Genomic DNA, 22,702 nt, shown 5'->3' with positions numbered 1-22,702 from the left:
TCAAGCGTGTGATGTACTGCAGCGAAGCCGGTTTGATCTACGTCAGGATCTGCTGGCCAGCAGCGCGGACATGTCTCTTAAATAGTGCCAGGGGCCCAGTGGGTCAAAGCCTTTGGCGGCACGATCCACTTCGCTGCACAGGTGAATGGCGTTGTTCAGTTGGGCACGGTTGAGGCGCTTTGCCGCCTGCTCCAGCGCCTTTGCCCGCTGTGGCTGGAACACGCCGCGTTTTTTGAAAAAAGCCGCAGGCGCGGTGTTTTGCCCGGGGGCTTTCAGTTCCAGTAGCAGGTGAATGTCCCGTGCCAGCACAGTGAGCAAGCCAAGGGGGTTTTCGCCTTCCTGCTGTAATACGCCGATCATTTTACAGGCGTGCGGGGCGTTTCCCGTCAGTAGCTCGCTGACTAGCTCAAAGCCATTAAAACGCGAGCTATCCTGCACAGCCTGCTCAACCAGGCCTTCGTCAATGGTAGCGCCTTTGCTGAACAGCGCCAGGCGCTCCAGTTCTTGGCTGGCGGCCAATAGATTGCCTTCCAGCCGCTCTGCCAGTATTGCCAGAGCGTCGCGGGTGAGGGTCAGGCCGCGGCTGGCGGCGCGCTGTTGTAACCAGCCGGCAAATTTGTCAGCGTCTACCGGCCACACCGGCACGTGCAGGCCTTTGCCTTGAAGGTCTTTGTACCACTTACGGCGGGTTTCAGCGGCGTCCAGACGGGCGCTGATCAGCAGCAGCACGATGTCGTCTGCCGGTTGCGCCAGTATTCGTTCCATCACGGCGCGGCCGTCACCCAGCTTACCTGTGGGTAAGTGCACTTCGATGCGGCGTTTTTCAGCGAACAGCGACATGGCGCTGAATTCATCGGCCACGATGTTCCAGTCAAAATGGTTGTCGGCGTGAAAGGTTAGCCGGTCGGCAAAGCCCTGGTCGCGGGCGACTTTGCGAATCTGGTCGCAGCATTCCTGCACCAGAAGCGGCTCGTCACCGGATACCAGGTACACCGGCGCCAGGCCTTTCTTGAGGCTTTGGGGCAGCTGCGCCGGTGTGGTTTTCATGGGGCTGGAACAGGCGCCATGGCCGCCGGTTCCGCTTCGGGGCTTTCCACAGAGTTGCCGGTAGCATCCTGATACTGTTCACGTAGGACATCGATACGCGCTTGGGTCAGAGGTGCCAGACGGAAAATAATTTGCTGGGCCAGCCTCTCTTGCAGCTGTTTTTGCAAGGTCCGTTCTTCCCGCTGCTTGGCCAGTACGTTGGTTTCGTCATAGCGATAGCTTTCGCTGGCATTCAGGCGAGTGTCTGCAATCAAGGGCACCTTATCGCGACTGATCAGGTTGATGCTGACCGACTGGCGCAGGGTGTATTCTGCCGCACCGGCGTCAATCGTAATAGCACTGGCACGGCGGTCTTCGGTGTATTGGCCGATTGCAAGTATATAATCGGCAGCGCCGGCTTCACGAACATCCACCTCACCCAGAGTCAGCTGTTGACGAACCGACTGACACAGGTCTATCGGTACATCACTGGCGCACTGCAAAGCCAGTGGTTGTAGCGCAGCAGAAACCGGTGCTACACCGCGAAGTTGGAAACCGCAACCGCTGGCCGTTGCCAGTAGGCCAAGAGTCAGCAGAGCACTGCGCGCCAAGGCCGGTGTTCGTTGCGATGCGGGCTGCCGTTGGGTCATATCAGTTAGCCACCACGTTAACCAGTTTGCCGGGCACAACAATTACCTTGCGCACGGTGTTGCCTTCGGTGAAGCGCATCACGTTGTCGTTTTGCAGGGCCAGTTTTTCCAGGTCGGCTTTGCTGATGTCTGCCGGCACGTCTACCTTGGAGCGCACTTTACCGTTCACCTGCAGCACAATCTGGATTTCACTGCGCACCATGGCGCTTTCGTCGGCTACCGGCCAGCGTGCATCGACCACCGGCTCGTTGTGGCCGAGCGATTGCCACAAGCTGTGGCAGACGTGGGGCACAATCGGCGACAGCATCATTACCGCGGTTTCCAGGGCTTCCTGGCGCACGGCGCGGGTTTGGGGTTCGCTGTTGTTGAGCTTGCTGACGTCGTTCAGCAGTTCCATTACCGCGGCAATGGCGGTGTTGAAAGTCAGCCGGCGGCTGATGTCGTCGCTCACTTTGACAATGGTTTCATGGGTTTTGCGGCGCAGGTTCTTCTGGCCATCATTCAGCGCCGAGACGTCTATAGCAGGCACTGTGTCGGTGCTGGCAACTTGCTCATTCACCAGCCGCCACAGGCGCTTAAGGAAACGGTGGGCGCCTTCAACGCCGCTGTCTGACCACTCCAGAGACTGTTCGGGCGGCGCCGCGAACATCATAAACAGGCGTACGGTATCGGCGCCGTGGGCGTCGATGATCGACTGCGGGTCAATGCCGTTGTTTTTCGACTTGGACATCTTGGTCACGCCACCGGCCTGCACCGGCTGGCCGTCGTCTTTATGGACGTAGCCGGTTACCTGGCCTTTGTCATCGCGTTCGGCGATCACGTCGGTGGGTGGAATCCAAACGGTGCCGCCTTTGGCGTTTTCGCGGGAATAGGTTTCTGCCAGCACCATGCCCTGGGTGAGGAGTTTCTTGAACGGCTCGGAGCTGATGACCAGACCCACGTCGCGCAGAAGCTTGTGGAAGAAGCGGGCGTACAGCAGATGCAGTATGGCGTGTTCAATGCCGCCAATGTACTGATCTACTGGCAGCCAGTAGTTGGCTGCGGCCGGGTCTAGCATGCCTTTGTCGTAGTTGGGGCTGCAGAAGCGGGCGTAGTACCAGGACGACTCCATGAAGGTGTCAAAGGTGTCGGTTTCGCGGGTGGCAGGCTGGCCCTCAAAGGTGGTTTTGGCCCACTCCCGGTCTGCTTTGATCGGGGACTGTACGCCGGTCATTTCGACGTCTTCGGGCAACAATACCGGAAGCTGGTCGTCTGGAACCGGGCGTTGGGTACCGTCTTCCAGAGTCATCATCGGAATCGGCGCGCCCCAGTAGCGCTGGCGCGATACGCCCCAATCGCGCAGGCGATAGTTTATGGTGCGTTTGCCAATTCCTGTGTGTTCCAGATGGTCGGCGATGGCCTCGAAGGCTTCATCGCTGGTCATGCCGCTGTATTTGCCAGACGACACCAGAACGCCTTTTTCGGTGAAGGCTTTTTCCTGCACGTCCATATCGGGTTTGTCGCTGGCGGAGATCACCTGTTTGATCGGCAAGCGGTACTTCAAGGCAAATTCGTGGTCGCGCTCATCGTGGCCGGGAACGGCCATCAGGGCACCGGTGCCGTAATCGGTCAGTACAAAGTTGGCGATCCATACCGGAATGTCTTCCTGAGTCAGCGGGTGCACGACCTTGAAACCGGTATCTATGCCCTTTTTCTCCATGGTCGCCATGTCGGCTTCCGCGGTTTTGCTGTTGCGGCACTCATCGACAAAACGGGCAACGTCCGGATGGCGCTCGGCTGAGGCTTTGGCTAATGGGTGTTCGGCGGCGATCGCCATGTAAGTTACGCCCATCAAGGTATCGGGGCGGGTGGTATAAACCGTCAGGCCCTCGTCGCTGCCTTTTAAAGGAAAGGTGAGTTCGGTACCCACGGATTTGCCAATCCAGTTGCGCTGCATGGTTTTGACCTGTTCCGGCCAACCATCCATATCATCCATGTCGTTCAGCAGTTGTTCGGCATAATCGGTAATGCGGATAAACCACTGGGGTATGGCTTTCTTTTCCACCAGCGCGCCGGAGCGCCAGCCGCGGCCATCAACTACTTGTTCGTTAGCCAGAACGGTCTGGTCGACCGGATCCCAGTTCACGGTGGACATCTTTTTGTACACCAGGCCTCTTTCATGCAGGCGGGTAAAGAACCACTGTTCCCAGCGGTAGTAATCTGGCTTGCAGGTGGCCAGCTCGCGGCTCCAATCGTAGCCAAAGCCCAGCTGTTTGAGCTGGTTCTTCATGTATTCAATGTTGGAATAAGTCCACTTGGCGGGCGCAGTCTTATTGGCAATGGCAGCGTTTTCCGCAGGCAGGCCAAAGGCATCCCAGCCCATCGGCTGCATTACGTTTTTGCCCAGCATACGCTGGTAGCGGGAGATGACGTCGCCGATGGTGTAGTTGCGAACGTGGCCCATGTGCAGCTTGCCGCTGGGGTAGGGGAACATCGACAGGCAGTAGTATTTGGGTTTGCCTGGTTCTTCTTTCACCGTAAACGTGTTGTTATCAGCCCAGAAATCGCGGGCGGTCTGTTCTACGTCACGGGGATTGTATTGCTCGTCCATACCTGCCATTACCAAAGTTACCCTGTATCAATATGATGTTCGCAGCGGGCAGTTATTCTAACGCACACGGGCGGTAACAGGTAGTCTGCCCGTCGTTCTGGTGGTGGCGCACGCGGCCGAAACGCTCATCAGCTTCAGAGGCACCCGCTGCCAATCTTGAAATAGTGTGCCATGATGATGAGATAGGGGAGCGCCAGTGATCTAACACCGAAACTGGTGGCAGTGTTGCATTTTCAGTGTGTCCTGAAATGCCAGGCCCCTCAAAGTTATTAGCAAACCACAAGGAAACGCCCATGACCGAACCCGAACGTAATCAGCTATCTGGAAAAGCCCTTGAGGCCTACGACCGTATGCTGGAGCAGGTACAGAGTCGCCTGCGTACGGTGCAGGAAACCTCGATGGAAACCCTGGAAGAGGAAATCGACAAAGCGATCGAAGCCGAGCAGGAACTGCAGGAGATGACTCGTGATGAGCTTAGCCTGCTGGGTGCTTACCTGCAGCGGGACCTGGAGCATCTGCTGAACTTTGTGGGGGAGACCGGAGAAGGCCTGGCGGAATGGCTGCAGCTGGATTTGTCGATGCTGGAGCAACGGCTGACCGAGCGCCTGCTGTCGGTTGCTGACCAGACGATGGTCGACACTCTGGCACTGCGCCAGAAGCTGGAAAGCCACGAGGCCGGGCAGTATATCTCCGGCGAAGTGGCCACCGCGGGCATGTTCCGCTGCCTGAACTGCGAGCACATGCTGTGCCTGACTTCCACCAGCCATCTGCAACCCTGCGAGGCCTGCGGGTCGCACTATTACGAGCGGGTGACCAGTCGCTGGCCAATTAAGGAAAGTTGATTTGTTGCCCTAGGGCTTTGGTATAACTCGCTCGCGTACAAAAACGATCAGGATGAGCGCAAATGTCAGCACCGGCCAGGATGACGTCACCATGTAAGGCGTACTGCCGCTTGCACGGTAGACCTCGCCGGTCATAACGGCGCGCTCGAACTGAGGAATGCGTTCGGTTATCTGGCCTTTATTATTGATGATCGCGGTGACGCCGTTGTTGGTGCCGCGCAGCATATAGCGGCCGGTTTCCAAGGCTCGCATTCGGGCCAGTTGCAGGTGCTGCAACGGCCCGATGGAATCACCAAACCAGCCGTCGTTGCTGATGGTCAGCAGAAGATCGGTGTTGTACGCGTTGCGCGCCAGAAAATCCGGATAGGCCACTTCGTAGCAGATAAACGGCATTATCCGCAGCCCATTAGCCGTCAGAGCCGATTGGTTTTTTGGGCCTGGCGTAAAGCTGGACATAGGCAAATCAAAAAAACCGATCAGCCCGCGCAGATATTTCTCCAGCGGCACGTACTCGCCAAATGGCACCAGTTTCTGTTTGTGATAAATGCCTTCGCCTGCGCCCAGCGCGGTAATACTGTTGTGGTAAGTAAAGCCTTCCGAACGCTCGCTGAAGCCGTACCAGGGTATGCCGGTGATCAGTGTGCTGGTTTCGCCCAGGCGTTCGTTAATATGGTCAATGATTTTGCCGGCTTTATCCTGGGAGATAGGAATGGCGGTTTCTGGCCATAAAATAATGTCGGTGTTCCAGTGGTCTTCGGTCATGCCCAGATACGCTACAATCTGCTCTTTCAGAAACTCCGGATCCCACTTAATCTGCTGGGGAATATTGCCCTGCATGGCGGCCACCGATATGGGCTCTTGTGCCAGGCTCGTCCAGTCTGTGCGATTCAGGGCAGGGGCGATCAGCCAAGGCAATAGCCCCGCGACCACCACGGTGGCAGCAAACGTATGTCGCGCCTGCAGTATCAGCCAGAGCGCGCCATAGGCGGCAACGGCGGTGGTTATTATGGCGAGAGTAACCAGATGTACTCCGCCTATGGGCGCTAACCCGGCCAGCGGCCCGTCGGTGTGCGCGGTGCCCAGGTACAGCCAGGGAAAGCCTGTGAGCAGCCAGCCCCGTACCCAGTCGCCCAGCAGCCAGATAGCCGGAAAAAGCAAAAGCCGACGCACCGCGCTGTAACGGGCCAGCTTGCCCCAGAACCAGAATGCCAAGCCATGAATCAGAGCTAATCCAGCCACAAACAGAACCGTCATAACAATGGCAATCAACCGACCGGTGTTACCGTACTGATCGATACTGACGTACACCCAACTGGCGCCGCTGGCGAATAACCCCAAACCGGTGAGCCAGCCGGCGCGGAACAACTGGGCGGAAGCCACAGGTACGCATACCAACAGAATTAGCAGTATGGAAACCGGCCCCAGCCACCATAAATAGTAGGGCGCAAAGGTCAGGGTTTGCAGCCCGCCGGCAATCAACAGCAGCACGGCTCCCAGCCAGCGGTTGGCTGACAGTGAGCGGGTGACGGCAGAGGGAATGCTGGCGGGGCGTTGGTTGCTACTGTGGTTCACTTACAACTCACTGCGGGTAACCTGTAATAAGCGAATAACACGGTTGTCGGCGTTGGCGATGGTAAAGCGCAAGCCACCGAATTCAACCTTTTCACCGCGCCTTGGCAGGTGTCCGAATTCTTTGAGAACCAGGCCGCCAATGGTGTCAAATTCTTCTTCGTCGAAACTGGCGCTGAAGGCTTCGTTAAAGTCATCAATGGGGGTTACGGCTTTCACCGCCCAGCTATCATCGCCGTGGGCTTTGATGTGGGTTTCTTCGTCGAAGTCGTGCTCGTCTTCGATCTCGCCCACAATCTGCTCCAGAACGTCCTCAATGGTGACCAGCCCGGCGGTACCGCCGTACTCGTTGACCACCATCGCCATATGGTTACGATTTTCTTTAAATTCCTTGAGCAGCTGGTTCAAACGCTTGCTCTCGGGCACAAAATTGGGCGGTCGCAGAATTTCGCGGATATGATTCCAGTCCAGCTCGCCATCCATCGCCAGTGGCAACAGGTCTTTGGCCAGCAGCACGCCAATGACGTCATCCGGGTTGTCGCCAATCACCGGAAAGCGGCTGTGGGCGGAGGAGATGATTTCACCCAGGAATTCACGGGGGTCCTGGTTGGCTTTCACCGTAATCATTTGCGAGCGAGGAATCATGATTTCTTCAACGCGCATGTCCAGAACCTGCATCGCACCTTCGATGATGCTCATGGCATCGGTGTCAATGATTTCCTGGGCTTCGGCATCGCGCAGAATTTCCAGCACGTCTTCTACAGATTCTGGCCCGCTAGAAAAGGCCTGTGATATACGCTCCAGCCAAGATTTGTTATTGCTACCCTGGCTGCGACTCGAGTGATCATCGCTCATGAGTCTTTTTCGGTTACCTCTGCGTGGTCGTAAGGATTGGCAATGCCGATCTGCGACAGCAGACGTATCTCGAGGCCTTCCATTTCCTCTGCCTCGTTATCGTCGATGTGGTCGTAGCTCTGCAGATGCAGCATGCCGTGAATAACCATGTGCGCCCAATGGGCGTGAGTGTCTTTGTACTGTTCCCGGGCTTCTTGTGCAACTACTGGAGCACAAATAACCAGATCACCCGCTAATGGAATGTTTATACCGGCGGGCGCTTCAAATGGAAAGGACAAGACGTTCGTCGGTTTGTCTTTTCCGCGGTACTGACAATTCAGCGTCTGCATTTCAAATTCATTAACGATACGAATGGTCACTTCGGTTGGCTCATCGCCCTGCCAGGCCAGCTGCGACCATTGCAGCAGTAGGTCTTCTGGCGGGATGTTCACCGCGTCGCTGGCTAACTGTAAGTCTAGTGTGACGATGTTCACCGCTCGTTGCCGTCGTTGCGATCGTTGCCATCGTTAATAGCACCGTAAGCTTCAACGATACGCTGAACCAGCGGGTGGCGAACCACGTCTTTGGATTCAAAACGAATAAAACTTATCCCGGCGACGTTATTCAGCACCGTGGCGGCGTGAATTAATCCTGAATTCTGGCCGCGGGGCAGGTCAATTTGCGTGGTATCGCCGGTAATCACTGCGGTGGAGCCAAAGCCGATGCGGGTCAGAAACATCTTCATCTGTTCGCGAGTGGTGTTTTGGCTTTCGTCCAGAATGATGAACGAGTTGTTCAGTGTGCGTCCGCGCATAAACGCCAGCGGTGCAATCTCGATCACGCTTTTTTCAATCAGGCGCGTTACGTGTTCGAAGCCCAGCATCTCATAGAGAGCGTCGTACAGCGGGCGCAGGTATGGGTCAACCTTCTGTGCCAGATCGCCGGGCAGGAAACCCAATTTTTCACCGGCTTCCACCGCCGGGCGCACCAGCAGAATGCGTTTGACTTGCTCGTCTTTTAATGCTTCCACCGCACAGGCCACCGCCAGCCAGGTTTTACCCGTGCCTGCGGGCCCAATGCCAAAGTTAATGTCGTGGGTGCGAATATTGTGCACATAGCGCTGCTGGTTGGCACCGCGGGGTTTAGCCGTCAGCTTTGGGGTTTTGATAATGGTGACTGAACCGTCAAACGGCACCTCTTCTGGCAACCGCTCAAACCCGGTTTCGCGAATATACAGATGCACGGTCTCTGGCGTCAGATCCTCGGTGGCTTCTGTTTCCCGATACATGTGCCGCACAACCTCAGTGGCGGCTGCCACATTTTCGGTCGCACCTTGAACGCGGAAGTGGTGCCCTCGGCGGCTAATAGAAACCTGCAGGCGACGCTCAACCTGTTTCAGGTTTTCGTCAAACTGGCCGCAAAGGGTCGTTAAACGGCGCTGATCAATTGGGTACAAATCAAATTGTCTGGAATCGTTGGTGTCCAAGTGCTCTCCGTTTTACTCCCTTGTCGTTTAGCAGGGGAGTGTCTTTAGATTTTGCTGCTATCGGTGATGGGTGAATTCTATCAGTACAATTCAGAATTCACCGGCAAACCGCGCAAAGAGTTCGAATAAGCCTCTACAATCTCAACATCGATAAAGTGCCCGATGACCGCCGGATTCTCATGGCGGAAATTGACGATGCGGTTGTTCTCCGTGCGCCCTGAAAACTCGCCCGGATCCTTCTTCGACAGCCCGGTTACCAAAATGCGCTGAGTTGTACCCACCATCTTGCGGCTGATATCCATAACCGTCTGGTTGATACGATCCTGCAGAATCTTCAGACGCTGCTTCTTCACCACCATCTCCGTATCATCCGGCAAATCTGACGCCGGAGTGCCGGGGCGGGCGCTGTAAACGAAGCTGAACGACATATCAAAACCAATGTCGTTGATCAGCTTCATAGTGTCTTCAAAATCTTTCTCGGTTTCACCGGGAAAACCAATGATGAAGTCCGAAGAAAAACTGACGTCCGGCCGGATTTTGCGCAGGCGGCGAAGTTTGGATTTGTACTCGAGTGCCGTATGACCGCGCTTCATGGCCGAGAGTATGCGATCAGAGCCGCTTTGAACAGGCAAGTGCAGGTGGCTAACCAGTTCCGGTACTTGCTCGTACACGTCAATCAACGCATCAGTGAACTCCACCGGGTGCGAGGTGGTGTAGCGAATGCGGTCGATGCCGTCAATGGTGGCGATCAGCGTGATCAGCTCCGCCAAATCCATCACATCACCATCGTGGGTGTCGCCACGGTAGGCGTTTACGTTCTGGCCCAGAAGGTTAATCTCGCGCACGTTCTGTGAGGCCAAATGCGCCACTTCCGCAATCACATCGTCCGCCGGCCGGCTGACCTCTTCGCCGCGGGTGTAGGGCACCACGCAAAATGTGCAGTACTTGCTGCAGCCTTCCATAATCGACACAAACGCAGACGGGCCATTGGCGCCGGGGTCTGGCAGGTTGTCGAATTTTTCAATTTCCGGGAAGCTGACGTCCACCACGCCAACGCCGTTACCCTTAACCCGAACTTCGGTAATCATATCCGGCAGACGGTGAAGGGTTTGCGGGCCGAAAACCATATCCACAAACGGCGCGCGATCAATAATTGCCTGGCCTTCCTGACTGGCCACGCAACCGCCAACGCCGATGATCAGCCCCGGCTTGTTCTTTTTGAGATTTTTCCAGCGACCCAACTGGTGAAACACCTTTTCCTGGGCCTTTTCACGAATGGAGCAGGTATTCAACAATAGAATATCAGCGTCTTCCGGGCTGTCGGTCATTTCAACCGCTTCACCGACTTTTAACAGATCAGCCATGCGGGATGAATCGTATTCATTCATCTGGCAGCCGTGGGTTTTAATGAATAACTTTTTGGCCATGGGTCTCAACGCAACTGGATGTATTGGGTGCCCGCAGTCAGGATTTTCGGACAAGAAGCTTTCGGAAACATTCTGAAAAGAGCAACTACGCATTATAACGGGGCGATCATTCCGCAACCAGCCTTGTCTCGATAATCTGTAAGAATCACAGAAACCGCCGGGCTGTTTTGAAATGGCTGAATGTGAGATCCTCTTCAGTATTCGCGGCCCCAGCTCAAGCGCCTCGTCCATCTCCAGAGACTCCCGATACTATGCAAACAAGGCCAGTCGATACACCCATACGCTCAGTGTGGCAACTGACGGCGCTGCTGATGCTGGCGCTCCTGCTAACCGGCTGCGGCATTAACAACATTCCCACCTATGACGAAAACGTTAAGGCTGCTTGGTCACAGGTTGAAAATCAGTATCAGCGCCGGGCCGATCTGATACCTAACCTGGTGGAAACTGTCAAAGGCTTTGCTGCCCAGGAAAAAGAGACCTTGACGGCCGTTATCGAGGCACGTTCCAAGGCAACCTCCATTCAGGTAGATGAAAGCATTCTGAACAATCCCGAGAAGCTTCAGCAATTTCAACAAGCGCAGGGCGAGCTTAGCAGCGCATTGAGTCGATTGATGGCTGTGTCCGAACGTTACCCGGACTTGAAATCCAACCAGAACTTCCTCGTGTTGCAATCGCAGCTCGAAGGGACCGAAAATCGGATAGCAGTGGCCCGGCGCGACTTTATTCAGTCGGTCGAACGTTTCAACACCGAAATTCGCACCTTCCCCGGAAAGATCTGGCACAGCATTCTTTATAGCGATCTGGAGCGGCGTGAAAACTTCAAAGCTACCGCAGAAAACGCCGAAGAAGCACCCAAGGTGACGTTTTAAATGCAGTTTCCTTCTCGATATTCTTTGTGCCGCTTCGTCGCGGCGTTGCTTGCCCTGATCGTTTTGCCGGTGACAGCTGCTCCGGCTCAATCTGCGCCGGTATTCCCGGAGCTGAGTGGTCGGGTAGTGGACAAGGCTGAAATACTGAGCCCGTCCACCGAATCCCAGATCACCCAGATGCTGCAGGCCCACGAACAGGGAACCACAGAACAGGTCGTGGTGGTCACAGTGCCTGACCTGCAGGGCTACGCCATAGAAGACTATGGTTATCAGCTGGGCCGGCATTGGGGCATTGGCCAGAAAGGCGATGACAATGGCGCCTTGCTTATTATTGCCGAGCAGGAACGCAAGATTCGGATAGAAGTGGGCTATGGCTTGGAGGGGCGCCTTACCGATGCGACTTCGGCCACCATTATAAACCAGATTATAACGCCTGCGTTTAAGCAGGGGCGGTTCGAGCAGGGTGTTCTCGACGGCGCTGCCGCCATGGTGCAAGTTCTGGGAGGCGAGCCATTGGCCGTGCCGGACCAGACACCCGGCGTTGGTCAGGAAAAACCGGAACTGTCCCTCGTATCGCTGCTGTTTCTGATCATTATGGCCGTGATTTACTTCGTGGGTGGTGGTCGCGGTCGTGGCGGGCGCAGTGGCGCAGCGCTCTTAGGGGGCGCGCTCTTGGGTGCCAGCATGGGCGGCCGTGGAGGCGGCGGTTTTGGTGGTGGTGGCTTTGGCGGCGGAGGCGGTGGCTTCGGTGGCGGAGGTGCCTCCGGTGGCTGGTAAATACACGGCAAGCATCACCAAGACCGCCCTCAAACCCTTTAAAAGCGATACCCCATGACATTATTAACCAAGCAAGAACAGGAACAGGTCGCGGCCGCCATCAGCGCCGTCGAGCAGGAAACAGACGCGGAGATAGTAACCGTGCTGACGGCACAAGCCGATAACTACGCCTATATCCCGCTACTTTGGGCCGGACTGATTGCGCTTGTGGCGCCTGGCATCGTCAACTACTTTGCTGGCTGGCTGACCGCAGACACGTTGCTGCTTGGCCAGTGGGGCGTGTTTATAGTGCTCAGTCTTATATTCCGGATACCCGGCATAAATAGGCGACTGATCCCCCGCTCCGTGCGCTACTGGCGCGCCTCAAACCTGGCCCGACGCCAGTTTCTGGAACAGAACCTGCACCACACAGCCGGCGCTACGGGCATGCTGATTTTCGTCTCTGAAGCCGAGCGTTACGTCGAAATTTTGGTGGATCAGGGCATTTCCAGCAAAATAGACAACAGCGCCTGGGAAGCCATCGTTGCGGATTTCACTGAGCAGGTGAAACAGGGCAAAACCCTGGCGGGCTTTGTCACCTGTATAGAAGCTTGCGGAACGCACCTGAAAGCTCACGTGCCAGCCACCCATCAGAAAAATGAACTGCCAAATCATCTGGTGATATTGTCTTAGCTTTTTGTTTGAAAGACTTTGGCTTGACTTTAAGCATTAATGAAAAAAAGATTAAAGCGGCAGCTCAGTGCTTGATCGGCCACGGGGTGGGGGGAGTCTTTTCTGGCAGGAAAAAGGTGTCTGAGCGCAGCGAGTTCTTTTTCCATAAGAAAATACTCCCCCCGCCGCGGGGCCAGCCTCAATGCCTAGCTCCAATGTTCAGAAAGATAAACCTGCTCAGTCTTTCAAGTGTATTTTGACGCAGACTCTTGATGCCTGCTGTTGATACTAAGCGCCATAGCCTCGGCAACTTTAATGCCGTCTATGGCCGCCGACAGAATGCCACCGGCATAGCCCGCGCCTTCACCGGCGGGGTACAAACCCTGGGTGTTGATGCTCTGGAAATCTTTACCGCGCTTGATGCAAATTGGCGCAGAGGTCCGGGTCTCTACACCGGTTAATAGCGCATCTTCCAATGCAAAGCCTTTAATTTTCCTGTTGAAAACCGGAATGGCCTCGCGGATAGCCTCGATGCAAAAATCAGGCAGAGCTTTCGACAAGTCGGTCAGTTTGATGCCGGGCTGGAAAGAGGGCACTACACTGCCGACCGTCTCGGAGGACGTTCCTTTTAAAAAGTTACCGACTTTCTGCGCCGGCGCATCGTAGTTGGAGCCACCTAACACGTAGGCATTACGTTCGAGTGCGCGCTGAAAATCGATCCCTGCCAATGGATTGCCCGGGTAATCTGACGGGTCAATGCCCACCACAATCGCACTGTTGGCATTACGCTCTGCACGTGAATACTGGCTCATACCATTGGTCACCACGCCATGCTCTTCCGATGCGGCAGCTACCACTGTGCCACCTGGGCACATACAAAAGCTGTAAACAGAGCGGCCGCTCTTACAGTGATGAACCAGCTTGTAGTCAGCTGCACCCAGAATCGGGTTGCCCACATTTTTGCCAAAACGCGCCTTATCAATGACAGATTGCGGGTGCTCGATGCGGAAGCCAACAGAAAACGGCTTGGCTTCGATATACACATTGTTATCGTAGAGCATCTGAAAAGTATCGCGGGCACTGTGGCCAATCGCCAAAGCGATGTGCCGAGACTTGATCACTTCGTTATCGGCCAGAACCACACCGGTCATCTGGCCGTTTTCGACCTGCACGTTATCAACGCGGGCGCTGAACCGTATCTCGCCGCCCAGCTCAATAATTTTCGCGCGAATCTGCTCAACCATGGTGACCAGCCGAAAAGTGCCGATGTGCGGCTTGCTGACAAACATGATCTCGTCCGGTGCTCCGGACGCCACAAACTCGGTTAATACCTTACGACCGTAGTGATTCGGGTCTTTTACCTGGCTGTACAGCTTGCCGTCAGAAAACGTTCCGGCCCCGCCTTCCCCAAACTGCACATTGGATTCGGTATTAAGAATTTTCTTGCGCCAAAAACCAAAGGTGTCTTTCGTACGCTCACGCACCTCTTTGCCGCGATCCAGAATAATGGGCTTATAGCCCATCTGCGCCAGCACCAATCCGGCCAACAGACCACAGGGCCCAAAACCGATGACAACCGGGCGTTCCTGTAAATCTGCCGGGGCGTTCGCTACGAACTGGTAGCTCATATCCGGAGTTTCTTTAACCAACTGATGTTCAGAAAATTTTTCGATCAGGGATTCGTTTTGTGTTGTCTCAACATCGAGCGTGTAAATAAGCACGATATTGGTTTTTTTACGAGCATCGTATCCGCGCTTATGCACGCGAACGCTGACCAGATCTTCAGCCGTGATTGATAAACGATCCAATACAGCGCTGGTCATCGCCTGATCATCGTGATCAAGCGCCAGTTGAATATTCGTCAGCCGTATCATTTTGAAACACCCTCAACTTCAATCACCGTTCTAACGTCAGATCGCTCAATAATCTTCACCAGGGTCGATTGAATCGCTTCGTCTTTCCGTGCGTCAGTATCGCTCGAGAATGCCTGCTTCTGAGGCTCTGCGTTCTCCTCCGCAACAAATGAAATAACGACTTTCGTAGCGGAACCCGACGTCTCTCCAAAGTATTCCAACGAAATCAACGGATAGCCATCAAAGCCCTTCTTTATCAGCTTCGCGATCCGCTTTTTTGCCTTATCGATATTCATAATAAAAGCCCGCTGATAAACAGCTCAAAGAAATAAGTATAAGTGAAACAGGCCAATTCCCTAAAAAAGATAAAAGTCGATCTAATCAGTTTTAAAATTTATGGGGTCGTAATTATAAGGTTAAGTCGGTCGCGGGGTGGGGGGAGTCTTTTCTGGCAGGAAAAAGGTGTCTGAGCGCAGCGAGTTCTTTTTCCATAAGAAAAGACTCCCCCCGCCGCGTGGCCAGCCACCAAAGCTCAGCCCCAAGATTCAGCCACCCAACCCAACCCAAACCAAACCAATTTACTCCTCGCGAGTATCAAGATAACGCTGCAACTGCTCCCGCAAAACCTTAGGCAAACGAGTAATCGTCAAAGAATCCTTGTCGCGATCATAATAAACCGCCTGATTCATCAAGTCCGAAGAAAACGACACGCTCATACCACCACCCGATCCCCCAATCCGCACCAGCTTCTTCACCTTACGATGATCCGGATGCAGCACGCCGCTTTCCGGCAACTCAGTCGTTTTACTGGCGAACTCGCGAAAACGCTCAGGTTGGTCTTCATCCAGATAACCCGATAACGCCTCGATGGCCACCGGCTCTCCCAGAGCGTGCTGCTCCTTGCAGAACTCATAGGCGCGGCTGCGCACTTCGCCGGCTTTATCCGGCTGCTCGTTTTTTGCGAAAGCTTCCACCGCGTCCAGAAACGTCAGGGTCTCTTTTTCTACATCTACCTGATTGGTAAAACCGCACAGGCGAATAAACAGCTCACCCGGCTCAGCGGTGCCGCGGGCGTGTACCAGCGTCAGATAGTTGCTGTCGCTGCTGGCATCGCCATCACGCTGCCAGTCGGTAAGCTCGATCCGCAGCGCCAGGTTCAACCGTGAAAGGCTGAGAATGTCGGTGGCGTCTAACGCCTGGTTGCCATCAAATCGCATGGCGCTGTCTGCTTCTATAACCAGCAAGTACGCAACCTCTGTATCCGCCAGGGCCTCGTGCACCAGCATCAAATGGCCGTGATGCTCTTCCTGACAGCCGCTGAGCAGTTCCTGCCATTGATCGAACAGCCGGCTGCTCATGGCCGCAAAGCCCTGTTTGCCTTCCAGATAATCTTTCAGCCAGCTACTGAAGGGGCTTTCGCCGATATCGTCAGAGAAACGGCCAAATTTCTTTCCGGGTTTGGCGTTGAACAAGCGTTTCATTTGCTTGTGCAGGCTTTCGTAATCGCCACCGGGCTCTTCCAGAGCTTCGCCGCTGCGCAAGCGTGCAGGTTGCCCCGGCTGATATTGGCTGGCGAAAGCAGTGCGAAGATATTTGATTGCCATGGAATAGCGGGTCCCTGATTGGTGAACGAGTAATGCCGAGTCTGATTGCAGCTCAGGCGGCCGGGTATTGTAATGGTTTTGGCGGGGAGTTCGGGGCTTTCAGGCAGATTTGCCGCGATCATTAAGAAGACTGCGTACATAGTGGTCAACACAAGCGCATCCACCGCCTTCAAATTCTTCAAATTGAATGCCAACCTGAAACTGGTCTTGGGCAATTCGTCGAAAATGCACAATATTACCTGCGGCGATAATTACCGGCTGTGCCGGTTGCATGGGCACGGAAAAACGGGCTTTCACCGGTATGGGGTTTCCCGGCGCCAGCGCCCGGTTGCCCTGCGCCAGAAGGTTCGCCGTCGATTGATTGCACGATACCATCACACCTGAACGCGACAAGTTTGTCGTTGTGCAACTGCACTGGCAACCATCTGGCTTTTCAAGAACGATATCGGCCTTAACGTCAACCCGTTGCTGATCGCGTAGATTTGGTTGTGCAGATGTGAATTTCATAGGCAGTGGTCGGGCTCAATCAGTCTGATGATTATATGGTTAAAATTCGTTTGTTTCACAGTGTGGCAGATTATTCGCTTTTTTACGGATGGATGTTCACAAATTTTCACTTGGAATGATCCATTGTAGATGGAACAGGTTTCGGCTTTTGCTGTAGCGGCGCGCTCGTCTGGTGTAAAATACTGGTTACATTTATTTGCGTTGATACGCTCGGCACCAGGAACTACGAACCGCTCTATGATAGAAAAGACCGAAAACACAAAGGCCAGTAACGGCAAAGTTGGCTTTATCAGTCTGGGTTGCCCCAAGGCCCTGGTAGACTCCGAGCGTATTCTTACCCAGCTAAGGTTGGACGGGTATGACGTAGTGCCAACCTATAAAGACGCCGATATTGTAGTGGTGAACACCTGCGGTTTTATTGATGCGGCAAAACAGGAGTCACTGGACGCTATTGGCGAGGCCATCAATGAAAATGGCAAAGTCATCGTTACCGGCTGTATGGGCGTGGAAGCAGACAAAATCCGCGAAACCCATCCCGGCGTGCTGGCGGTATCCGGCCCCCATGCCTATGAAGAAGTGGTCGGTGCGGTACACCAGTTTGTGCCGCCCACCCGCAAGCACGATCCGTTTACTGATCTGGTGCCGCCCCAAGGTATCAAACTGACGCCGCGGCACTACGCTTACCTGAAAATCTCCGAAGGCTGCAATCATCGCTGCACCTTCTGCATTATTCCGTCTATGCGTGGCGACCTGGTTAGCCGCCCCATTGGCGATGTGATGGACGAAGCCCAGCGGCTGGTTGACGCCGGCGTTAAAGAGCTGTTGGTGATTTCCCAAGACACCTCGGCCTACGGCGTAGACACCAAGTACCGCACCGGTTTCTGGCAGGGGCGCCCGCTGAAAACCAAAATGCAGTCGCTGTGCGAAGCCTTGGGCGAAATGGGCGTTTGGGTGCGCCTGCACTATGTGTACCCGTATCCCCATGTGGACGATATTATTCCGTTGATGGCCGAAGGAAAAATCCTTCCGTATCTGGACATTCCGTTCCAGCACGCCAGCCCGAAAGTGCTGAAAGCCATGAAGCGCCCGGCACACGACAGCAAAACCCTGGACCGCATTCGTAAATGGCGGGAAATCTGCCCTGAACTCACCATTCGCTCCACCTTTATTGTGGGCTTCCCCGGTGAAACCGAAGAAGATTTTCAATACCTGTTGGACTGGCTGGACCAGGCGCAACTGGACCGCGTGGGCGCATTCACCTACAGCGCGGTTGAAGGAGCCAAGGCTAACGAGATTGAAGGCGCCGTGCCGGAAGATATCAAAGAAGAACGCTTGGAGCGGTTTATGACCAAGCAGGCCGAAATTTCAGCCGCCCGTTTGCAGGCGAAAATCGGCACCACCATTGACGTGCTGATTGACGAAGTAGACGAAGAGGGCGCCATCGGGCGGTCAAAAGCCGACGCGCCAGAGATTGATGGCATGGTGTATCTGAATGACGCCACGGGTTTGGTGCCCGGGCAGATTGTTCAGGCGGTGGTTGAGCACGCTGACGAGCATGACCTTTGGGCGACTCTGGTCTGATCGTTTATTGAAACCAAAAAAGCCGCCTCTGATCTCAGGGGCGGCTTTTTGCTTTTATCCAAACCAAATCTTGCGCCGATCAGACAATGTCGATCAGCATTTCACCCGGGGTTACCCGGTCGCCTTTCGTGACGTAAATTGCCGCGATTTTGCCGTCAATATCAGCGTGCACCTCGGTTTCCATCTTCATCGCTTCGGTGATCAGTACGGCTTGGCCGGCACTCACCGTGTCGCCTTCCTTCACCAAAACCTCGACCACATTGCCGGGCATGGCGGTGCTGACGTGGCCGGGCGCGGACGCCTTTTTACGGCCGCTGCTGTTTTCGGCCACGTAGTCGTTGAGGGATTCAAACACCACTTCTTCCGGCATACCATCGAGCGAGAGGTACAGCTTACGCTTGCCCACACCCGACTCGCCGGAGCCGGTAACGGCCACTTCGTAGCTTTCACCGTGCACTTCAATGCGGAATTCAGTGGCAACACCGGTAACCAGGCGATCACGGGATCTTGTTTCCGGTGGCAACAGGGCCTCCGGTACCAGTGTGCCGTCTTTGCGTTGTTGCAGGAATTCGCGGCCAAGGTCAGGGAACATGGCGAAGGTGAGTACGTCTTCCTCGTTGAGCGCCAGTTCGCCAATGTCTTTGCGCAGCTTGTCCATTTCGGGTCTGATGTGATCGGCCGGGCGGCCTTCGTCAACGGTTTTATTGCCAATGGCTTTTTTGCGCAGGTCGGCGTTCACCGGCGCTGGCGGCCGACCATAGCCACCCTGCAGGTAGCGTTTTACTTCGTTGGTGATGGTTTTATAGCGCTGGCCGGCCAGTACGTTGTATACCGCTTGGGTACCGACAATCTGTGAGGTGGGCGTAACCAGTGGCGGAAAACCAAGGTCTTCCCGTACCCGCGGAATTTCGTCGAACACTTCGCGGATACGGTCCAGCGCATTCTGTTCTTTGAGCTGGTTGGCCAGGTTGGACATCATGCCGCCGGGCACCTGATTAATCTGAACCGATACATCTTCGCGGGTGAACTCGCTTTCGAACTGCTGGTACTTCTTGCGGACTTCGCGGAAGTAATCGGCGATTTCGCTCAGCAGATTCAAATCCAGGCCGGTGTCGTAATCGGTGCCTTTCAGCGCGGCCACCTGGGATTCGGTTGCCGGATGACTGGTGCCCGAGGCGAACGAAGAAATGGCCGTATCCATGCGGTCTACGCCGGCTTCAATGGCTTTGAGCTGGCACAGAGGCGCCAGGCCAGAAGTGGAGTGGCTGTGGATCACCAGCGGCAGATCCACTTTCGCCTTGATGGCTTTGACCAGATCGTAGGTGCCGTAAGGCGTCAGCAGTCCCGCCATATCCTTGATGGCGATGGAGTCGGCGCCCATGGCTTGCATATCTTTGGCTTGCTGCACGAACAATTCTGCGGTGTGCACCGGGCTGGTGGTGTAGCAGATGGTGCCCTGGGCGTGCTTGCCGGCTTTTTTCACCGCTTTCATGGCGACTTCAATGTTGCGCAGATCGTTCAGGGCGTCAAACACTCGAAACACGTCGACGCCGTTGTCAGCGGCTTTTTGCACAAAGGCCTCGACCACGTCGTCCGCGTAATGGCGATAGCCCAGCAGATTCTGGCCCCGTAACAGCATTTGCAGACGTGTGTTGGGCAGGGCGTCGCGCAGCTGGCGCAGGCGCTCCCAAGGGTCTTCTTTCAGAAACCGCACGCAGGCGTCAAAGGTGGCACCGCCCCAGACTTCCAGCGACCAATAGCCTACCTGGTCCAGTTTGCCGCAGATGGGTAACATGTCTTCGGTGCGCATGCGGGTGGCAATCAGCGATTGGTGCGCGTCACGCAGAATCAGGTCGGTTACTTCAATTCGTTTTGCTTGGCTCATGATCTTGTTCTCCTGCGGATTACCAGCCTGAGTGCGCGGCGATGGTGGCGGCAATGGCGAGCGCAATGGCACTGGGATGGCATTTGGTGGAATATTTCAAAAGTTCCGGGTGGCTGGGCACAAAACTGGTGTCAAAGTTGCCAGCGCGAAAATCCGGATGCGCCAGAATCTGCTGGTAATATTGGGCCGTGGTTTTGATGCCGTGCAGGCGCATGTCGTCCAGGGCGCGTTTGCCGCGGGCGATGACTTCGTCCCAGGTCAGAGCCCACACCACCAGCTTCAGGCACATGGAATCGTAGTAGGGAGGAATTTCGTAGCCGGTGTAGATGGCGGTATCCACTCGAACGCCGGGGCCGCCGGGTGCGTAGTAATGGGTAATGCGGCCAAAGCTGGGTAAAAAGTCGTTTTTCGGATCTTCCGCGTTGATGCGAAATTGCAGCGCATAGCCGCGGAACTGAATGTCTTCCTGGCGATAACTCAGGGGCAGGCCGGCGGCTATACGAAGCTGCTCGCGCACAATATCCACACCGGTAATAGCCTCGGTGATGGTGTGTTCCACCTGCACCCGGGTGTTCATTTCCATGAAGTGCACTTCGTTGCCGGCGAGCAAAAATTCCACGGTGCCGGCGTTTTCGTAGCCCACGGCTTCGGCCGCCCGCACGGCCAGGGCGCCAATGTACTGTCGTTGTTCCGGCGTAAGCTGCGGGCTGGGTGCGATTTCAATCAGTTTTTGGTTACGTCGCTGTATCGAACAATCGCGTTCGAACAGGTGAATAACGTTGCCGTGGCTGTCCGCCAGTATCTGCACCTCAATGTGGCGCGGATTCACAATGCATTTTTCCATAAACACTTCGGCAGAGCCAAAGGCCTTGGTGGCCTCAGAAATGACGCGCGGGTACTGGGCGGTCAGTTCCTGGGGGGTGTCGCAGCGGCGAATACCCCGGCCGCCGCCGCCGGAGGTGGCTTTCACCATGACCGGGTAGCCAATCTCGTTGGCCAGTTTCAAGGCTTCCTCCAGATCTGCAAGATTGCCGTCAGAGCCGGGGGTGATGGGTATGCCAGCGGCGCGCATGCTGTCGCGAGCTTGGGTTTTATCGCCCATTTTGTGAACAACGTCGGATTTTGGGCCGATAAACGCCACGCCTTTTTGTTCGCACAAGCGCGCAAAGTTGGCGTTTTCTGATAAAAAGCCGTAACCGGGGTGAATGGCGTCGCAGCCGGTCTCTACCGCAAGGTTAACGATGCGGGCTGGGTCCAGATAGCCCGCCAATGGGTCTTCGCCCAAAGAATAGGCTTCGTCGGCGCGCTTTACGTGCAGGCCGTAACGGTCTGGCTCGGTGTAGATGGCGACTGAGCGTATGTCCATTTCCGCGCAGGCCCGCACAATGCGGACGGCAATTTCGCCGCGGTTAGCGATGAGTACTTTCTTCAACATGGGGGATTCCTCATTTCTTCGTCCCTAATGAAAGTAATAACACCCGAATGGCGCATTTAAAAAGATTAGCGCTCTCGACTCTTCAGTAAAAATTGATATTATTTTGTTTAAGTATAAGTAATCTCTTATAAGTCGATTCAGGAAGGCCCCACTCCATGCCATTAAGCATTCAGAATCTCGCCAGTCGTCTGACCTTTCGCCAGCTTCAGGTGTTCAAGGCGGTTTACGATTTGAAAAGCTACAGCAAGGCAGGGGAGTTGTTGGGATTAACGCAGCCGGCCATCAGCAGCCAGGTGCGGCATCTGGAGCAGGCACTGGGGTTGCCGATGTTTGAATACGTTGGGCGCAAGCTGTATTGCACCGCCGCCGGAGAGGAAATGGCGAAATGTGTGCGTTTGGTGTTTGCCGCCCTGGAGCAGGTGCAGAATAGTTTGGCGGCGCTGGAAGGGCAGGTGGCCGGGGAGTTACGGCTGGTGGCGGTAAATACGGCGCAATATGTGGTGCCATATATGTTGGGGGCTTTTTTGCAGCTAAACCCACAGGTCACCGTGTCGGTGTCGGTGGTGAACCGGGCAACGGCGCTGCAAAGGCTGAATGACAACGCCGACGACCTGGTGATTATGGGCATGGTGCCGGCGGAGCGGCCACTGACCTCTTTGCCATTTCTGGACAACGAGCTGGTGCCGGTGGTGCCGCGGGGGCATCCGTTGCTTAATCAGGCGAGCGTGAGCGCCCAGGCGTTTCTGGACAGCGGTTTGCTGGTGCGTGAGAGCGGCTCGGGCAGCCGCCTGGCGCTGGAGCTGCACTGCCAGAATCAGCGTTTGCGGGCGATTCCAAGTATGGAGCTTGGCTCTAACGACGCGGTAAAGCATGCGGTGCTGGCAGGCTTGGGAGTGGCTGTTTTGCCGAAGCTGGGGGTGCTGTCCGAGTTGGCCCTGGGCAGCCTGAGCATTGTGAATATTGCCGGGTTTCCGCTCAGGCGCAGCTGGTGCGTGGTGTACCCGCAGGCGCGCCACCCAACCCCGGCCATGCGGGCGTTTATTGATTATGTGCAGCAGAATATCCGCCGGTTTGAGCAGTTGTTCCTCAGGCGCTCCGGGCAATAGAAGCGCCTGA

At 55.4% G+C, this 22,702-nt stretch carries 20 protein-coding genes; 6 read left to right on the top strand and 14 right to left on the bottom strand.

Annotated elements, in window-relative coordinates:
• Positions 1 to 42: 42 nt before the first annotated feature.
• From holA to leuS, 3 genes are read right to left on the bottom strand one after another with little or no spacing between them, the layout of a single operon-like run.
• Positions 43 to 1,047 carry a DNA polymerase III subunit delta gene (gene holA / locus ATG98_RS01915; RefSeq protein WP_098422009.1) on the bottom strand — a complete coding sequence of 335 codons (1,005 nt, stop codon included), beginning with the start codon at positions 1,045 to 1,047 and terminating at the stop codon, positions 43 to 45.
• Entirely contained in the window at positions 1,044 to 1,676 is a 633-nt protein-coding gene (gene lptE, locus ATG98_RS01910) for an LPS assembly lipoprotein LptE (protein WP_098422008.1), read from the bottom strand. The genes holA and lptE overlap by 4 nt, the downstream gene beginning before the upstream one ends.
• Position 1,677: 1 nt before the next feature.
• Entirely contained in the window at positions 1,678 to 4,266 is a 2,589-nt protein-coding gene (gene leuS, locus ATG98_RS01905) for a leucine--tRNA ligase (protein WP_098424352.1), read from the bottom strand.
• A 293-nt stretch (positions 4,267 to 4,559) separates the two neighbouring features.
• Here leuS and ATG98_RS01900 point away from each other — a divergent pair, with 293 nt between their 5' ends.
• Positions 4,560 to 5,108, top strand: a complete 549-nt coding sequence (locus tag ATG98_RS01900; protein WP_098419271.1) for a zinc ribbon-containing protein — start codon at positions 4,560 to 4,562, stop codon at positions 5,106 to 5,108.
• Between the two features lie 9 nt (positions 5,109 to 5,117).
• On the opposite strand, the gene lnt is transcribed toward ATG98_RS01900, so the two are convergent.
• The 5 genes from lnt to miaB form a co-directional block, all read right to left on the bottom strand.
• Positions 5,118 to 6,680 (bottom strand): apolipoprotein N-acyltransferase, encoded by a 1,563-nt coding sequence (lnt, locus tag ATG98_RS01895; protein WP_098422007.1) that lies wholly within the window; start codon positions 6,678 to 6,680, stop codon positions 5,118 to 5,120.
• A complete protein-coding gene (locus tag ATG98_RS01890) occupies positions 6,681 to 7,532 on the bottom strand; it encodes an HlyC/CorC family transporter (RefSeq protein ID WP_098422006.1) in 852 nt (283 codons plus the stop codon).
• On the bottom strand, positions 7,529 to 8,005 hold the full coding sequence (gene ybeY / locus ATG98_RS01885; RefSeq protein ID WP_098422005.1) for an rRNA maturation RNase YbeY: 477 nt from the start codon (positions 8,003 to 8,005) through the stop codon (positions 7,529 to 7,531). The genes ATG98_RS01890 and ybeY overlap by 4 nt, the downstream gene beginning before the upstream one ends.
• Positions 8,002 to 8,997 (bottom strand): PhoH family protein, encoded by a 996-nt coding sequence (locus ATG98_RS01880; protein WP_098422004.1) that lies wholly within the window; start codon positions 8,995 to 8,997, stop codon positions 8,002 to 8,004. Before ATG98_RS01880 ends, ybeY begins: the two co-directional genes overlap by 4 nt.
• Before the next feature lie 80 nt (positions 8,998 to 9,077).
• Positions 9,078 to 10,424, bottom strand: coding sequence for a tRNA (N6-isopentenyl adenosine(37)-C2)-methylthiotransferase MiaB (gene miaB, locus ATG98_RS01875; protein ID WP_098422003.1), 1,347 nt, complete (start codon positions 10,422 to 10,424; stop codon positions 9,078 to 9,080).
• 251 nt (positions 10,425 to 10,675) lie between these two features.
• Here miaB and ATG98_RS01870 point away from each other — a divergent pair, with 251 nt between their 5' ends.
• Genes ATG98_RS01870 through ATG98_RS01860 form a run of 3 tightly spaced genes read left to right on the top strand, consistent with a single transcriptional unit; the run spans position 10,676 to position 12,742 of the window.
• A complete protein-coding gene (locus tag ATG98_RS01870) occupies positions 10,676 to 11,293 on the top strand; it encodes a LemA family protein (protein WP_098419265.1) in 618 nt (205 codons plus the stop codon).
• Positions 11,294 to 12,070 carry a TPM domain-containing protein gene (locus ATG98_RS01865; RefSeq protein WP_098419264.1) on the top strand — a complete coding sequence of 259 codons (777 nt, stop codon included), beginning with the start codon at positions 11,294 to 11,296 and terminating at the stop codon, positions 12,068 to 12,070.
• A gap of 54 nt (positions 12,071 to 12,124) precedes the next feature.
• Positions 12,125 to 12,742 carry a TPM domain-containing protein gene (locus ATG98_RS01860; RefSeq protein WP_098419263.1) on the top strand — a complete coding sequence of 206 codons (618 nt, stop codon included), beginning with the start codon at positions 12,125 to 12,127 and terminating at the stop codon, positions 12,740 to 12,742.
• Positions 12,743 to 12,966: 224 nt separating this feature from the next.
• Here the strand turns inward: ATG98_RS01860 and ATG98_RS01855 are convergent, their stop codons facing one another.
• The 4 genes from ATG98_RS01855 to ATG98_RS01840 form a co-directional block, all read right to left on the bottom strand.
• Positions 12,967 to 14,595, bottom strand: a complete 1,629-nt coding sequence (locus ATG98_RS01855) for an NAD(P)/FAD-dependent oxidoreductase (protein ID WP_098422002.1) — start codon at positions 14,593 to 14,595, stop codon at positions 12,967 to 12,969.
• A complete protein-coding gene (locus tag ATG98_RS01850; protein ID WP_098422001.1) occupies positions 14,592 to 14,870 on the bottom strand; it encodes a hypothetical protein in 279 nt (92 codons plus the stop codon). Before ATG98_RS01850 ends, ATG98_RS01855 begins: the two co-directional genes overlap by 4 nt.
• Before the next feature lie 282 nt (positions 14,871 to 15,152).
• On the bottom strand, positions 15,153 to 16,178 hold the full coding sequence (locus ATG98_RS01845) for a nucleoid-associated protein (RefSeq protein ID WP_098422000.1): 1,026 nt from the start codon (positions 16,176 to 16,178) through the stop codon (positions 15,153 to 15,155).
• A gap of 99 nt (positions 16,179 to 16,277) precedes the next feature.
• On the bottom strand, positions 16,278 to 16,685 hold the full coding sequence (locus ATG98_RS01840; protein ID WP_098419259.1) for a PilZ domain-containing protein: 408 nt from the start codon (positions 16,683 to 16,685) through the stop codon (positions 16,278 to 16,280).
• A 237-nt stretch (positions 16,686 to 16,922) separates the two neighbouring features.
• On the opposite strand from ATG98_RS01840, the gene rimO reads away from it, so the two are divergent.
• The gene (gene rimO, locus ATG98_RS01835) at positions 16,923 to 18,266 is read left to right on the top strand and encodes a 30S ribosomal protein S12 methylthiotransferase RimO (protein ID WP_098419258.1); all 1,344 of its coding nucleotides are present in this window, start codon (positions 16,923 to 16,925) and stop codon (positions 18,264 to 18,266) included.
• Between the two features lie 79 nt (positions 18,267 to 18,345).
• Here rimO and oadA read toward each other — a convergent pair whose 3' ends face one another.
• Positions 18,346 to 20,151, bottom strand: a complete 1,806-nt coding sequence (gene oadA, locus ATG98_RS01830) for a sodium-extruding oxaloacetate decarboxylase subunit alpha (protein WP_098419257.1) — start codon at positions 20,149 to 20,151, stop codon at positions 18,346 to 18,348.
• A 19-nt stretch (positions 20,152 to 20,170) separates the two neighbouring features.
• Positions 20,171 to 21,586 carry an acetyl-CoA carboxylase biotin carboxylase subunit gene (locus ATG98_RS01825; RefSeq protein WP_098421999.1) on the bottom strand — a complete coding sequence of 472 codons (1,416 nt, stop codon included), beginning with the start codon at positions 21,584 to 21,586 and terminating at the stop codon, positions 20,171 to 20,173.
• A 155-nt stretch (positions 21,587 to 21,741) separates the two neighbouring features.
• Here ATG98_RS01825 and ATG98_RS01820 point away from each other — a divergent pair, with 155 nt between their 5' ends.
• Entirely contained in the window at positions 21,742 to 22,692 is a 951-nt protein-coding gene (locus ATG98_RS01820; protein ID WP_098421998.1) for a LysR family transcriptional regulator, read from the top strand.
• Positions 22,693 to 22,702 lie beyond the last annotated feature (10 nt).

Source organism: Marinobacter sp. LV10R520-4, assembly GCF_002563815.1.
Lineage (GTDB): Bacteria > Pseudomonadota > Gammaproteobacteria > Pseudomonadales > Oleiphilaceae > Marinobacter.
Note: the sequence above shows the minus strand (reverse complement) of the source record. Positions and strands in the feature narration are given on the sequence as shown.